Here is a 14,232-nt window from a genome sequence, read left to right on the forward strand (position 1 = left end):
TTTGAGTTGTGTTTGTAGTTTTTGTTAAGAATATTTAAAACTACAAAAAAAGCCTCATAAAATTATGAGGCTTTCTGAAATTATAATTTGATAGAGTAGCTATCTTTTTTGGCCTGGTCTAATGCCTGAAAACGTTTCGAGCATTCGTCAATCATGGCTACTGCCTCGTTAACATCTCCCCAGCCCTGTACATCAACTTTTTTGTTTTCAAGGTCTTTGTATACTGCGAAGAAATGTTCTATTTCCTGGATTGTATGAACATTGATATCTGAAATATCTTTTAATTTATTCATGATCGGGTCAGAAACCGGTACACAAACGATCTTTTCGTCCGGTCCTTTGTCATCGGCCATTTTGAAAACAGCGATTGGTTTCACTTCCACCAAACATCCCGGGATAGATGGCTCTGTAAACAATACTAAAACATCCAGAGGATCTCCGTCTAAAGCTAAAGTTTCCGGAATAAATCCGTAATCTGCCGGGTAGAACATTGCAGAATATAACATTCTGTCAAAACGGATTCTTTTTTGTTCAAAATCGTATTCGTATTTATTTCTGCTTCCTCTTGGGATTTCGATAAGTGCATCGAATGATTCAATATTTGCTGTACTCATTTTTACTTTTAGTTCTAAATTTAGCGACTGCAAAGGTAAAATAAAATTGATTTTTTACAAGTTTAATTACACATAATAGTCTGCTTTTGAAAAGCTTTACCGGATGTTTTTGTTAAAATTCAGGGAAAAATCCGAATCTTACGCCAAAACCTGGTGATTCTTTCCCGTTTACGTTGGTAAAATCTGTTCTCCAGATAAAATCGACTCTAAAAGGTCTGAAATTACCATATCCGATATTTTCAATCCCGAAACCATATTCGCTGTACACTTTATTGGACGGTGCCGCATATTGAATAAAAGAACGGTTCATGTCGATATTTTTCTGGGAAATACTTCCGTATGCAAACCGGTACAACAGTAAACTTCTCCATTTTAGTTTCTTTATCAACGGAATCCTGTTCAGGATAAATCCGTTGAAGTGGTGTTCAAAATGAGCTGTGAAATAGGTATCGGTTACAAAATCATAATAGTTCAGCAACGAGAAAGAGTTCGGTACTACCGAAAAGGTCTGATCGGCCGAAATAGGATTAAGCAACGGTAAAGGAACCGGGTCGAATACTTTTCCAAATTCGAAATTGGTTCTCAGGATTCCGAAATTACTCAGGAATATAGGTTTGTTCAGCGATAACTGGATTTTATTATAATCGAAGTCGCCTCCAAAAACACCTTTATTACCGCGGATGTATTTTAAAACAATGGTCGGATATAAGGTTGTTCCTATTTTCTGGTCTACTCCAAAACCGTACACATAACGGGTTGGCGTGTAAATCAGGGAAATATTACTGGTCACATCGGTCAGCTCGTTTCGGATCAGTCCGGTATCCGGTGCCAGGTAATCAATAGAAAAATGTTCCGGATCGGCTGCTTTTATTCTTTGACGAACAGTAGATACGTTAATGTGCAGGTTATTGCTAAAAGCAAAGTCAAAATTCACCGACGTTCGCATTACTCTCGACAGGAAATAGTTTTCTCCGCGCCCGATAATCACATTGGTGTTCAGGTTTTTCGGCAGCAATTCATCGGTTTCGATCAGTCTTCCGCCCAATTGCAGGTTATCGTCCAGATGGGATGCTCCTACTACAATTCTCGGTTTAAAGCTCAGCAGGTATTTTGCTTCCGCACCATATTTGAATTTTTCATCTTTTGTTCCGTATGCGCCGTAAACCATTGCGCGGAACCGGTCGTTATCTGTTTTATAGGTTCTGAAACCGGCGCGAAGACGCAGTCCTTCCACGTTGTTGTTGGAAATCAGCTGCCATAAAAATCCGGCCTGAATACCATCAAAAACGCCCACATAGCCTGTTGACAGAACGGTAATAATATCGGTTACGCCTTTTACCTTTTTATTGGATTTCAGGTCTTCAATAACTTTCCGGGTTTCATCGGTTTTGAGTTCCGTGGCTTTCAGTGATTTCCAGTAGGCATCACTTTGCTCAAACTGGTCCCCTCTCACCTGGATGATTTTTTCATCGTAAAATGAAGGCTGCTTGGGTTCGTTAAGAATATAATCGTTGTACACTAAATTCTTCTTCACATAAAATCCTTTTTCATCGTCGTTTTTGGTAAACAACGTGAAGTCCCCTTCATAATAATCCCGCGTTGGCAGGTACATGGTATCGTTTAATGTTTCAAAATATTTTTCGAAATAAAGATTACGCACCAAACTCAGGTTGATGTTTTTATTGGTACGCATGGAGATTTCGGTCAGCGCAAACGTTTTATCGGTCACTTTAAAGTTTCCTTCAAAAACCAGGTCTTCCGATTGTCTCGGGAAGAAGTAAATCGTATAGATCTTTTTCTCTCCTTCCATGATACTGTCTTTCAACAGGTATTCATATACACCGTATCCCCGGGTGGAAATCGGGCTGATAAATGCTTTATTCAGGATCTGGATATCGTCTGCATAAACATCAATAGTGGTAAAGGTATTGCTGACCCTGTCAAAGATAAATCCCCGCTGGTTCAGTCCGGTACTGCGCTCCCCTTCCATGTCAATTCTTTCTTTGTCTAATGCTGTATCTCCGTATATATGTTCGTTTGTTTCTTTCATATAGATCGGAATGACAAATTTATCCTGACGTTTGTCTTCTTTTACAATTTCGGCTACCGAGTCGTATCCGCTGCCTACAATTTTGCGCAGGAACACGCTGTCCAGATTACTCAGCCCCAGACTAACAGACGAATAGCGTTTATAGTCGTAGGATTTGGCAAGCTTCAATCCGTTTTTCTTTTTATTGGCCCAGATGCCCTGTAGAATTCTATAGGCAGGATTTTCTTTTTTAGACAAGTGTTTTTTAGGCTTACTAACGATCAACACTTCCTGAAGTTCTTCTCCGGTGGTTAGTTTGACTTTTAAATTTTCCGTAACCGGGTTTTTCAGCACTACTTCCTGATTGGTATAGCCTACGAAGGAGACTACCAGAATTTTTTGATTGTTTTCTGATGCCAGCGTAAATTTACCGTTCTCGTTTGTTGTAACTCCTATAGTGGTTCCCTTGAAATAAACACTTGCAAAAGGCATGGGTTCATTTAATTCGTCGTATACCGTTCCACTAACTTTTGTCTGTGCCTTAATTCCTATGGAAAACAAAAAGAGCAAAAGTGTTGCGTAATAAATTTTCTTCATAAGCTAAAAAAAAAGCTTCATCTGCATGACACAGATGAAGCTCCAAATATAAATGATATTTTCTTATTTATAAGTAACTTTCTTCACAGCTTTTACAACATCACCTGCATTTGGCAACCATTCTTTTAAAAGAACCGGCGAATACGGTGCCGGTGTATCGGCAGTAGTGATTCTCTGGATAGGTGCATCTAAATAATCAAAAGCTCTTTCCTGAACCATGTATGTAATTTCTGAAGCCACACTTCCAAAAGGCCATGCTTCTTCCAACACTACCAGACGGTTTGTTTTTTTAACCGATTTCAGGATAGCTTCCTGGTCCATCGGACGAACTGTTCTTAAATCGATTATCTCGCAGGAAATACCTTCTTTTGCCAGTTCATCGGCAGCGATATACGCTTCTTTGATAATTTTCCCGAAAGAAACGATGGTTACATCTGTTCCTTCTCTTTTGATTTCGGCAACACCTAACGGAATGGTATATTCTCCGTCCGGAACTTCTCCTTTATCACCATACATCTGTTCGGATTCCATGAAGATTACCGGATCGTTATCACGGATAGCCGATTTTAATAATCCTTTTGCATCATAAGGATTTGACGGAACCACTACTTTTAATCCCGGTGTGTTAGCAAACCAGTTTTCAAAAGCCTGAGAGTGTGTTGCTGCTAATTGTCCGGCAGAAGCTGTTGGCCCTCTAAATACAATTGGCATTGAGAATTGTCCGGCAGACATCTGACGCATTTTTGCTGCATTGTTAATGATCTGATCAATACCAACCAATGAAAAGTTAAAAGTCATAAACTCCACAATCGGTCTGTTTCCGTTCATTGCAGATCCTACTGCAATACCGGCAAAACCAAGTTCTGCAATCGGTGTATCAATAACTCTTTTCGGACCGAATTCATCCAGCATACCTTTGGAAGCTTTGTAAGCTCCGTTATATTCTGCTACTTCTTCACCCATTAAATATATCGATTCATCGCGACGCATTTCTTCGCTCATAGCTTCGCAAACCGCTTCTCTAAACTGTATCGTTCTCATGTATTTTCGTTTATCCTTATTTATTTGATTCGCAAAAATAAAAATTTTAAATCACTTAACCTCAACATTCTTTTAATTATAACATTCTCTTTGGTTAGCATAAAAAAGTCCCGATTTCGCAAAAAAGCATTTATTTTCAATTATTTTTTAAAATTATTAAGAATTTATTCTCATTTTCATTACAAAAAAGACATTTATTATGCGTGCATAGTTTTTTATTGAAATAAAATCATTACTTTCGTTGCTCGAAAAATAATCAACTTTAACTTTAATAAAATGAAAATATTAGTTTGCATCAGTCATGTGCCTGATACTACTTCAAAAATTAACTTTGTTAATGGCGATTCAGAATTTGACACTAACGGTGTTCAATTCGTAATAAATCCGAATGACGAATTTGGTTTAACCAGAGCGATTTGGTTTAAAGAACAACAAGGAGCAAATGTAACGGTGGTAAACGTAGGCGGACCGGATGCAGAGGCAACTTTAAGAAAAGCTTTAGCAATTGGTGCTGACGAAGCAATTCGTGTGAATGCAGTACCAACCGATGGTTTTTTCGTAGCAAAACAATTGGCCGAAGTGGTTAAAAACGGAGGATATGATTTGGTAATTGCCGGAAAAGAATCATTAGACTATAACGGCGGAATGGTTCCGGGAATGTTAGCTGCTTTAATTGGTTCAGACTTCATCAATTCCTGTATTGGTATTGAAGTAAACGGAACCAGCGTAAAAGCAGTCAGAGAAATTGACGGTGGAAAAGAAACCCTTAGCGCTAACTTACCGTTAGTAGTAGGCGGACAAAAAGGTATCGTTGAAGAGAAAGATTTAAGAATTCCGAACATGAGAGGAATTATGACTGCAAGAACCAAAGCGCTTACAATTCTTGAGCCGGTTGGAGCAGAAAACACTACAAAAGCTGTTAAGTTTGAAAAACCTGCTGCTAAATCGGCAGTAAAATTAGTAAGTCCGGACAACATCGACGAACTAATCAACCTTTTACATAACGAAGCAAAAGTTATCTAATTTTTCATTCATTAAACATTAAACAAAGAAGATCATGTCAATTTTAATATATGCTGAATCAGCAGAAGGAAAATTTAAAAAAGTAGCTTTCGAGTTAGCTTCTTATGCTAAGAAAGTTGCAGAAAAAATGGGAACAACAGTAACAGCTGTTACAGTAAATGCTGCTGATGTTTCTGCTTTATCAAAATATGGAGTAGACAAAGTTTTAAAAGTAGCAAACGACAAACTGGCTTCTTTCAACGCAAAAGCTTATGCTGATGTTATCAAACAGGCTGCTCAGAAAGAAGGTACTAAAGTAGTGGTATTATCCTCAACTACAGACAGTTTATACTTAGCACCTCTTGTTGCCGTTGGCTTGAATGCAGGGTATGCTTCCAATGTGGTGGCTTTACCGGAAAGCACAGCTCCGTTTACCGTAAAAAGAAATGCTTTCTCTAACAAAGCTTTCAACATTACTGAAATCACTACCGATGTAAAAGTGGTTGGTCTGGCTAAAAACTCATTCGGTTTGATCGAATCGGCTTCTTCATTAACGGAAGAGGATTTCACACCAAGCTTAAACGATGCTGATTTCTCTGTAAAAATGGAAAGCGTTGAAAAAGTAACCGGAAAAGTAACGATTGCAGATGCTGAGATCGTTGTTTCTGCAGGTCGTGGATTAAAAGGTCCTGAAAACTGGGGAATGATAGAAGATCTTGCAGCGGTTTTAGGAGCCGCTACGGCTTGTTCAAAACCAGTTTCCGATTTAGGATGGAGACCTCACAGTGAGCACGTTGGACAAACCGGAAAACCGGTTGCTGCCAACCTTTATATTGCTATTGGTATTTCGGGAGCGATCCAGCACATTGCGGGAATCAACTCTTCTAAAGTAAAAGTAGTCATCAATCCGGATGCAGACGCACCTTTCTTTAAAGTGGCCGACTACGGTATCGTAGGAGATGCATTCGAAGTAGTACCGAAATTAGTTGAAAAATTAAAAGAGTTCAAAGCACACAACTCATAATTTTTAACACAAATATATTAAACGGGCTTTCTAATTTAAAGATTTAGTATCTTTGTTAGTAAGCCCGTTTTTTTTATTTTTAAAAGCGAAAATTTTAGGCTTTCTTTGCAAACCTTTTTCCGGTAATAACCGCACCGTTTTCGGTTGCAAATGATATGCCCGCAGAAAGATAAAACAAAAAAGGACTTTAAACAGTTCGTTAAAGCAATAATGTAGCAACCCTCAAATGAGTTTAGTAAAATTAACGATAAAAGGAATTTCTTACAGTCAAACGCAAAATGGCGCTTACGCCCTGATTTTGAACGAAGTTGATGGCGAACGAAAATTACCAATAGTAATAGGCGCTTTTGAAGCACAATCCATAGCCATTGCTTTAGAGAAAGAGATCAAACCACCCAGACCGCTTACCCATGATTTGTTTAAAAATTTTGCCGACCGGTTTGACATCGTGGTAAAACAGGTCATTATCCACAAGCTGGTTGACGGTGTTTTCTTTTCAAGCATTATCTGCGAAAGAGATCGTATTGAGGAAATTATCGACGCCCGTACTTCCGATGCTATTGCTTTGGCATTGCGTTTTAACGCTCCTATATTCACCTATAAAAACATACTGGACAAAGCCGGTATATATTTAAAAGTGAATCCTATTGAAGAAGGAAAAAAAGACGAAAACGATGATCCGCTGAGCAGTCCGGAAACTTTCGGATTAACCGAGGATGAAGCTGTAACCGGAGAAGCCTACGCTCAGTACAGTCTTTCGGAATTATACGATTTATTGGAAAGTGCCGTTCAGAATGAAGACTATGAAAAGGCGGCAAAAATCAGAGATGAGATTTCTAAAAAAGAATCCTAAATAACCCATTACCGACACACCCAATCAGCACCCATGAAACAGTATTTAGATTTAGTAAAGCACGTTTTAGAAAACGGAAATCAAAAAGGAGACCGAACCGGAACCGGAACCAAGAGTGTTTTCGGCTACCAGATGCGCTTCGATTTAAGCGAGGGCTTTCCTATGGTAACGACTAAAAAACTGCATCTGAAATCGATCATTCATGAGCTGCTATGGTTTTTAAACGGGGATACCAATATTGGTTACCTTAAAGAAAACGGGGTTAAGATATGGGATGAATGGGCAGACGAAAACGGCAATCTGGGCCCTATATACGGGCATCAGTGGCGCAACTGGAACAGCGAGGAAATCGACCAGATCACGGAACTGATCGACACCCTGAAAAACAATCCGAACAGCAGAAGAATGCTGGTTTCGGCCTGGAATCCGAGTGTATTGCCTGATACGTCAAAATCGTTTGCAGAGAATGTTGCCAAGAATAAGGCGGCACTGCCACCCTGCCATGCCTTTTTCCAGTTTTATGTTGCCGATGGCAAGTTATCCTGCCAGTTATACCAGAGAAGTGCCGATGTATTTTTAGGAGTACCGTTTAACATTGCTTCCTATGCGCTGTTTACCATGATGGTTGCACAGGTTTGTAATTTGGAAGCCGGTGAATTCATCCATACTTTCGGTGACGTCCATATTTACAACAACCATTTCGAACAATTGGAATTACAGCTCACCCGCGAGCCGCGAAAACTTCCGAGAATGATCCTGAATCCGGAAATAAAAAACATCTTCGATTTTAAATTTGAGGATTTCACGCTGGAAGATTATGACCCGCATCCGCACATTAAAGGCGCTGTTGCTATATAATTTTTAAAAGAAATTACTTATCTTTATTTCCGTAAAACTTTAAGTATGGAAATAAATCAACACGAACTGTATGAATATGCCAGACAGCGTTTGAAACAAAAAAAACGCTTGTACTTTCATTTTATCCTGTTTTTTCTGGGAAGCATCTTCTGTATTGTAGCCAATAAATTACTAAATGTTAAACCGGAAATAGACTGGTACCTGTGGGTTATTACCATTTGGGCTTTCTTATTTGTATTGCACTTTATTCGTGTTTTTATAACAGACAGTTTTATGAATAAAAAATGGGAACGTGCTCAAATTGACAAGCTGATGCTCAAACAGGAACGCAAAATAGAGCAACTGGAAAAAGACCTCAACAAAAACAACGAGTCCCCTGCAAAATGATCACTTTAATCGCTGCTGTAGCAGAAAACAATGCTTTAGGAAAAGACAATCAGATGATCTGGCACCTGCCGGACGATTTTAAACGTTTCCGCCAACTTACCACCGGACATTATATCATTATGGGACGCAAAACGTTTGAAAGCCTGCCAAAGCTGCTTCCCAACCGTACCCATGTGATCATATCCCGCCAGAGCGATTACCAAACCCCGGAAGGCTGCATTGTTGTTAACACTCTTAATGCCGCGATAGAAGCCTGTCCGGAACAGGAAGATGTATTTATAATTGGCGGCGGCGAAATTTACAAACAGGCCATTGCCATAGCCGACAAAATTGAACTGACCAAAGTGTTCACCTCACCGGAAGCCGATGCTTTTTTCCCGGAAATAGACCCGAACGAGTGGCAATTAGTATTTGAAGAATTCCATTCGAAAGATGAAAAGCACGCTTTTGATTTTAGCTTCCTGACGTATTTAAAAAAATAACCGCATAAAAAATCCCGATAACATCTTACCGGGATAGTTTATTACAAATAAGCTAATAAGCATATCAAATTTCATTTTGAATTTATTCAAGTGAAAGTACCTGATAACATAAAATAAAAATTGCCACTGTTAACAATACTCCGGAAATGAAGATAATAACATTGGCAAATCGCTGAGAATACATCTCAAAAAAGCCTTTAATACCAAATACCACAAAAGTACTAAAGACAAAAAAAACTAAAATTTCCAAAAACAAATTTAACCCAAAGAACGTTTGCGGTACCCCATATTCAGCAGGATTAAAAACCCCGCTGTTGATACTTTCTACCAGAACCAATGTAACAACCAGTACCAATAGCATCCATTTTAATTCAGATAAAAATAATTTTGATAACATAGCTCATTAATTTGTATGATGTAAAATTCCACATTAATACAACACCAAACAATCGCCAAATCCTTGTATTTTTCATCTCACTAAATTTAGTGAGGCCCAACTAACTAATTATTCAGGAATAACAAAATGAGTTCTTTTTATATCCTTTACTTTCTATTATCTTTGTCTCAAATTTTCTTTTAGAATGTCAAAAAACATAACGCCTTATAAAGATTCCGAATTAGGAAAAAAAGAACAAGTAACCCAAATGTTTGATACCATTTCCGGTAAGTATGACGATTTGAATCGTGTCATCTCTTTTGGAATTGATATCAAATGGCGTAACAAAGTTTTAAAAATTGTTTCCGATAAAAAACCACAGGCGGTTTTGGATATTGCTACCGGAACCGGCGACCTGGCAATACTGATGACAAAAACTTCAGCATCAAAAATTATCGGTTTGGATATTTCTTCGGGAATGCTTGAAATCGGGAAGAAAAAAATTGCCGAAAGAAACCTGTCAGACAGAATCGAAATGGTTTTGGGCGATTCGGAAAACATTCCTTATGAAGACAATTATTTTGATGCGATTACCGTGGCTTTCGGGGTTCGTAATTTTGAAAACCTGGAAAAAGGATTATCCGAGATACTGAGAGTACTGAAACCAAACGGTGTTTTCGTGATACTGGAAACTTCCGTTCCAACAAAATTCCCTTTTAAACAAGGCTATTATTTCTATACAAAAAACATACTTCCCCTAATCGGAAAGCTCTTTTCTAAAGACAAAGTTGCCTATTCTTATCTTTCAGAATCGGCTTCAGTTTTCCCTCATGGTGAAGCGTTAAACAATATTTTGAGAAAAGTTGGGTTTATAGATGTGAAACATGCGCCGCAAACTTTCGGAGCAGCAACCATTTACTCAGCGTCAAAAAAATAATATGAAGAGACTACTCCTAATTTCCATGCTAATCCTTTCACTAAACGGCTTTGCGCAGTCAATGTTTAGTAAAAACCCTGTTATCAACCTGGAAAACTTTGACAAACAAAGGGTTCACTGGGGCTATTTCTTAGGATTCAGCAGTTATGACTTTAAGTTTGACTATATCAAACCAGGCACCGATATTGAAGTAAAAAGCACTACCGGTTTTAACGTTGGATTGGTTGGAAACCTACGTCTTATGGAATATCTGGATCTTCGATTTGAACCGGGATTATATTATACGCAACGTGATTTAACCTTCCACGATCCCAGCCTTACCCGTCCGGTTGAGCAGCTGCGTGAAGTAAAATCAACCTATATCCATTTCCCGTTATTACTAAAATTCTCTTCACAGCGTTTTGGAAACGTTCGTCCTTATGTCGTGGGCGGTCTTTCCAAATCACTGAATTTGGGCAGTAACCACGACGCAACCGATGACAACTATGCTTATCGTTTTAGAATGACCCGCTGGTCCACTAATTATGAATTGGGTTTGGGTGTTGATTTCTATCTGGAATATTTTAAATTTTCACCGTCCATCCGCGGTGTATTCGGAATCAATGACGAGATAATCCGCGACAACAATCCGGACAGTCCATGGACCGGAAATGTAGCATCCATGAAAACACGTGGTATCTTCATCAACTTTACGTTCCATTAAAATTTAAAGTCCTCTTTTAAATTCGCTTAAAATAATAGCGGTGGCAGTGGCAACATTTAAACTTTCCGTTTGCTGCAGGTCGCCAAAACGCGGAATAGAAAGCCTGTTTGCCGCCAATTTTTCAATGACAGCCGAAATACCATTGGCCTCATTCCCCATTACCACGATCCCTTTTTCGGGAAGGCTTTGTTTGTAGATATTGGCACCGTCCATAAAGGTTCCGAAAACAGGAAGGTTTGTTTTTTCCAGAAAAGCTTCCAGATCAGTATACACCACATTTACCCGGGTAATAGACCCCATAGTAGCCTGAATTACTTTGGGATTATAAATATCAACGGTTTCGTTCGAACACACCACATGCTGAACGCCAAACCAATCGCTCAGCCTTAAAATCGTACCCAGGTTTCCCGGATCGCGAATGGCATCCAAAGCAATGATCAGTCCGTCTTCCGCTACCGGTTTTTCATCCGGAATCAGGAATAATGCCAGGCAGCTATTGGGCGTTGTTAAAGCGCTTATTTTTTTTAATTCGGCTTCCGAAATAAACGTGATTTTACGCTCCGGAACATCCGGAAAAAGATCTTCAACCGTAAACAAATGATACAATTCAAAATTGGAATTCAGCAATTCTTGAATTACCTTTATACCTTCGGCAAAGAACATTTTATGCTGTTTCCTATATTTTTTTTGCTGTAAACTCGTTATTAGTTTGATTTGGTTTTTACTAACCATAAAAAAATGTATTTTTGACTTACTATTGTAAACGATTTGAAAAATAATTTATCAAAAATAGCACTATTTCTTGTATTAGGTGCAATTTTATACTCTTGTTCTCTTGTAAAAAGAGTACCCGAGGGTCAGTATCTTTTAATTGAGAATACTGTAAATGTAGACGGGAAAAAGGAAAAAAGCGAGGCAATCCTCAATCAGCTTTACCAGAAACCCAACAGTTCGATCCTGGGCTACCGTCTTAGACTTCAAATGTACAATTTAGCCCGAAAAAGCCCCGAAGCCGACTATCAGTTATGGCTGCAAAAAAAACCGAAACGCCACCAGTTTTTAAAAGATCTATTGTCTGAAAAACAAGTGCAGCGACTAGGACAGTCTTTTTTTGTTTCCGGTGCCAGCACCTTCCTTAAAAAAACAGGAGAACCACCGGTGATTATTGACGAAACAAAATCGCAAAAATCCCGAAACCGCCTTTTATCCTACTATTTCAACAGCGGTTATTTTAACAGTAAAGTGAGCTATAAGATCGATTCGCTGGAAAACAAACGCGGAAAAATAGCCTACAACATTAAGCTGGGTGCTCCCTACATTATTGACAGTATCACCACATCTATTAAAACACCGGCTTTGGATTCGTTGTTTCACAAAATCAAGGATCAGTCCCTGATTGTTAAAGGAAAACAATACAATTCCCAGAATTTTATTGACGAGCGAAAACGTATTGCCACCAATTTCAGAAATAACGGTGCTTACTATTTCCAGGAAACCAACATCGAATATGATGTGGATACCGTGGCGACCGGACATAAGGCAAATGTGGATTTCCTTATTGACAACCAGACGATAAAAAAAGGAGATTCATTAATTAAAGTTCCTTTTAAACTATACACCATCAGCCAGGTAAATATCTTTACCGGGAACAGCAACAATAAAAGCAAAGAAAAAGTTGCCGACAGTATTACATACAACAACTTTAACATATACAGTTCCGACAAGCTGAATTACCGCCCGAAAGCAATTACCGATGCTATTTTCATCACCAAAGGAAGTAAATTCAGCGATTTCAGAAGACAGTTAACATCCCGTTCCCTGAGTAATCTGCGTGTTTTCAACTATCCGAACATTGAGTATGAAGAAGACAAAACCGATACTACCGGAACGTCGCTGATTGCCAATATCGTTTTGTCGCCAAGAAAGAAATTCAACTTTAATGCTACTGCGGATTTCATGCATTCCAACATTCAGGATTTTGGTATACTGGGTAGCACTTCCCTTTCGATACGTAACATTTTCCGTGGTGCCGAAATTCTGGAAATTGCCCTGAGAGGGAATATTGGTTCCTCCCGCGACCTTGCGAATCCGAACAATGTATTTTTCAATATTTCCGAATACGGAGCCGATGTAAAACTATCCTTCCCAAGGATCTTTTTCCCTTTAAACACCGAAAAGATCATCCCAAAAAATACGCTTCCGACCACACAGATCAGTTTTGGTATGTCGCGTCAGCAAAACATCGGACTGGACAAAGAGAACTTTACCGGAATATTCAACTATACCTGGAATCCGAAAAGAAATACCAATATCCGTTTTGACCTGGTAAACCTGCAATATGTGAGAAACGTAAACCCGGGGAATTATTTCAGCGTTTACCGTTCATCCTATAACCGACTGAACGATCTGGCACACGTTTACAACAACGATGGCAGCTATCTGGACAACGAAGGTAACCTGACCATAGCCGGAGGCGGAACTGCTGGTTTTATCAATGATGTCCTAAACGGGCAAACGGTATTGACCCAAAACGACAATGATTATTTCGTGGTGCGCAGTATTGAAGAACGCCGTTTGCGTCTGACCGAAAACAACCTGATACTTGCGTCCAACATTACCTATACCAAATCGAGCAGAACAAACATTACGGACAATGACTTTTTTACGTTTAAAACGAAATTAGAATCTGCCGGAAATGCTTTAAGCCTGTTTTCCAAAATACAAAACCAGGAACCGGACATTAACGGCCGAAAGAAATTTTTTAACGTAGAATATTCACAATACATCAAAGGGGAATTAGACTTTATCAAAAACTGGGATTTTGGCAGCAAGCAGGTTCTTGCCGCAAGAAGTTTTGTGGGATTAGCCATTCCGTATGGCAACTCCAACTCCATTCCGTTCTCCCGAAGTTATTTTGCCGGAGGTTCGAACGACAACAGAGCGTGGCAGTCCTACAGCTTAGGCCCGGGGCGCAGCGGCGGATTAAACGATTTCAATGAGGCTAACTTTAAAATCGCTTTGAGTGCCGAATACCGTTTTAATATTTTCGGAAAATTAAACGGTGCCTTTTTTGCCGATGCCGGTAATATCTGGAACGTTTTTGACAACGTAACCGATGAAGAAAGTGTATTTGAAGGCTTCAAATCGTTAAAAGATATGGCATTAGGAACCGGAATTGGTTTCCGTTACGACCTGAACTTCTTTGTAATCCGTCTGGATGTGGGCTTTAAAACCTACAATCCGGCCAAAGCAATGAGCGAAAGATGGTTTAAAGATATCGTTCCAAACCGTGCCGTCTTAAATATTGGAATTAATTATCCGTTCTAATT

Annotated in this window: 14 protein-coding genes; 9 read left to right on the forward strand and 5 right to left on the reverse strand. The window is 39.1% G+C overall.

The features are described from left to right. Positions 1 to 80 precede the first annotated feature (80 nt). The 3 genes from B3394_RS12280 to B3394_RS12290 all read right to left on the reverse strand — a co-directional run bounded on the left by B3394_RS12280 (position 81) and on the right by B3394_RS12290 (position 4,305). Positions 81 to 614: an inorganic diphosphatase gene (locus B3394_RS12280; protein WP_177732035.1), complete on the reverse strand. Its 534-nt coding sequence runs from the start codon at positions 612 to 614 to the stop codon at positions 81 to 83. A 112-nt stretch (positions 615 to 726) separates the two neighbouring features. After that, a complete protein-coding gene (locus B3394_RS12285) occupies positions 727 to 3,240 on the reverse strand; it encodes a DUF5686 and carboxypeptidase-like regulatory domain-containing protein (RefSeq protein ID WP_177732032.1) in 2,514 nt (837 codons plus the stop codon). A 63-nt stretch (positions 3,241 to 3,303) separates the two neighbouring features. Continuing rightward, positions 3,304 to 4,305 (reverse strand): pyruvate dehydrogenase complex E1 component subunit beta, encoded by a 1,002-nt coding sequence (locus tag B3394_RS12290; protein WP_262888440.1) that lies wholly within the window; start codon positions 4,303 to 4,305, stop codon positions 3,304 to 3,306. 252 nt (positions 4,306 to 4,557) lie between these two features. Between B3394_RS12290 and B3394_RS12295 the strand changes: the two genes are divergently transcribed. The 6 genes from B3394_RS12295 (at position 4,558) to B3394_RS12320 (ending at position 8,887) form a co-directional block, all read left to right on the forward strand. Further along, complete coding sequence (locus B3394_RS12295; RefSeq protein ID WP_177732026.1) at positions 4,558 to 5,304, forward strand: electron transfer flavoprotein subunit beta/FixA family protein; 747 nt, start codon at positions 4,558 to 4,560, stop codon at positions 5,302 to 5,304. A gap of 34 nt (positions 5,305 to 5,338) precedes the next feature. Then, a complete protein-coding gene (locus B3394_RS12300; RefSeq protein WP_177732023.1) occupies positions 5,339 to 6,307 on the forward strand; it encodes an electron transfer flavoprotein subunit alpha/FixB family protein in 969 nt (322 codons plus the stop codon). A gap of 226 nt (positions 6,308 to 6,533) precedes the next feature. Next, positions 6,534 to 7,160, forward strand: a complete 627-nt coding sequence (locus B3394_RS12305; RefSeq protein WP_177732020.1) for a bifunctional nuclease family protein — start codon at positions 6,534 to 6,536, stop codon at positions 7,158 to 7,160. A gap of 33 nt (positions 7,161 to 7,193) precedes the next feature. Continuing rightward, positions 7,194 to 8,018, forward strand: coding sequence for a thymidylate synthase (locus B3394_RS12310; protein ID WP_286923840.1), 825 nt, complete (start codon positions 7,194 to 7,196; stop codon positions 8,016 to 8,018). Positions 8,019 to 8,063: 45 nt separating this feature from the next. Next, positions 8,064 to 8,405: a 2TM domain-containing protein gene (locus B3394_RS12315; RefSeq protein WP_177732016.1), complete on the forward strand. Its 342-nt coding sequence runs from the start codon at positions 8,064 to 8,066 to the stop codon at positions 8,403 to 8,405. Continuing rightward, entirely contained in the window at positions 8,402 to 8,887 is a 486-nt protein-coding gene (locus tag B3394_RS12320) for a dihydrofolate reductase (protein ID WP_286923841.1), read from the forward strand. Before B3394_RS12315 ends, B3394_RS12320 begins: the two co-directional genes overlap by 4 nt. Before the next feature lie 82 nt (positions 8,888 to 8,969). On the opposite strand, the gene B3394_RS12325 is transcribed toward B3394_RS12320, so the two are convergent. Beyond that, positions 8,970 to 9,284: a hypothetical protein gene (locus B3394_RS12325; RefSeq protein ID WP_177732010.1), complete on the reverse strand. Its 315-nt coding sequence runs from the start codon at positions 9,282 to 9,284 to the stop codon at positions 8,970 to 8,972. Between the two features lie 184 nt (positions 9,285 to 9,468). Between B3394_RS12325 and ubiE the strand changes: the two genes are divergently transcribed. After that, a complete protein-coding gene (gene ubiE / locus B3394_RS12330; protein WP_177732007.1) occupies positions 9,469 to 10,200 on the forward strand; it encodes a bifunctional demethylmenaquinone methyltransferase/2-methoxy-6-polyprenyl-1,4-benzoquinol methylase UbiE in 732 nt (243 codons plus the stop codon). Position 10,201: 1 nt separating this feature from the next. Next, on the forward strand, positions 10,202 to 10,903 hold the full coding sequence (locus tag B3394_RS12335) for a porin family protein (protein ID WP_177732004.1): 702 nt from the start codon (positions 10,202 to 10,204) through the stop codon (positions 10,901 to 10,903). A gap of 3 nt (positions 10,904 to 10,906) precedes the next feature. Here B3394_RS12335 and B3394_RS12340 read toward each other — a convergent pair whose 3' ends face one another. Next, entirely contained in the window at positions 10,907 to 11,635 is a 729-nt protein-coding gene (locus tag B3394_RS12340) for a TrmH family RNA methyltransferase (RefSeq protein ID WP_286923863.1), read from the reverse strand. 36 nt (positions 11,636 to 11,671) lie between these two features. Here B3394_RS12340 and B3394_RS12345 point away from each other — a divergent pair, with 36 nt between their 5' ends. Then, positions 11,672 to 14,230 carry a BamA/TamA family outer membrane protein gene (locus B3394_RS12345; protein ID WP_286923864.1) on the forward strand — a complete coding sequence of 853 codons (2,559 nt, stop codon included), beginning with the start codon at positions 11,672 to 11,674 and terminating at the stop codon, positions 14,228 to 14,230. The last annotated feature ends 2 nt before the right edge of the window (positions 14,231 to 14,232 follow it).

The sequence above is a fragment of the Flavobacterium sp. UBA4197 genome, assembly GCF_002379575.1.
GTDB classification, from domain to species: domain Bacteria; phylum Bacteroidota; class Bacteroidia; order Flavobacteriales; family Flavobacteriaceae; genus Flavobacterium; species Flavobacterium inviolabile.

Coding starts and splice junctions, on each gene's coding strand:
- B3394_RS12280 (WP_177732035.1), bottom strand. CDS start 614: ATGAGTACAGCAAATATTGAATCATTCGATGCACTTATCGAAATCCCA.
- B3394_RS12285 (WP_177732032.1), bottom strand. CDS start 3,240: ATGAAGAAAATTTATTACGCAACACTTTTGCTCTTTTTGTTTTCCATA.
- B3394_RS12295 (WP_177732026.1), top strand. CDS start 4,558: ATGAAAATATTAGTTTGCATCAGTCATGTGCCTGATACTACTTCAAAA.
- B3394_RS12300 (WP_177732023.1), top strand. CDS start 5,339: ATGTCAATTTTAATATATGCTGAATCAGCAGAAGGAAAATTTAAAAAA.
- B3394_RS12305 (WP_177732020.1), top strand. CDS start 6,534: ATGAGTTTAGTAAAATTAACGATAAAAGGAATTTCTTACAGTCAAACG.
- B3394_RS12310 (WP_286923840.1), top strand. CDS start 7,194: ATGAAACAGTATTTAGATTTAGTAAAGCACGTTTTAGAAAACGGAAAT.
- B3394_RS12315 (WP_177732016.1), top strand. CDS start 8,064: ATGGAAATAAATCAACACGAACTGTATGAATATGCCAGACAGCGTTTG.
- B3394_RS12320 (WP_286923841.1), top strand. CDS start 8,402: ATGATCACTTTAATCGCTGCTGTAGCAGAAAACAATGCTTTAGGAAAA.
- B3394_RS12325 (WP_177732010.1), bottom strand. CDS start 9,284: ATGTTATCAAAATTATTTTTATCTGAATTAAAATGGATGCTATTGGTA.
- ubiE (WP_177732007.1), top strand. CDS start 9,469: ATGTCAAAAAACATAACGCCTTATAAAGATTCCGAATTAGGAAAAAAA.
- B3394_RS12335 (WP_177732004.1), top strand. CDS start 10,202: ATGAAGAGACTACTCCTAATTTCCATGCTAATCCTTTCACTAAACGGC.
- B3394_RS12340 (WP_286923863.1), bottom strand. CDS start 11,635: ATGGTTAGTAAAAACCAAATCAAACTAATAACGAGTTTACAGCAAAAA.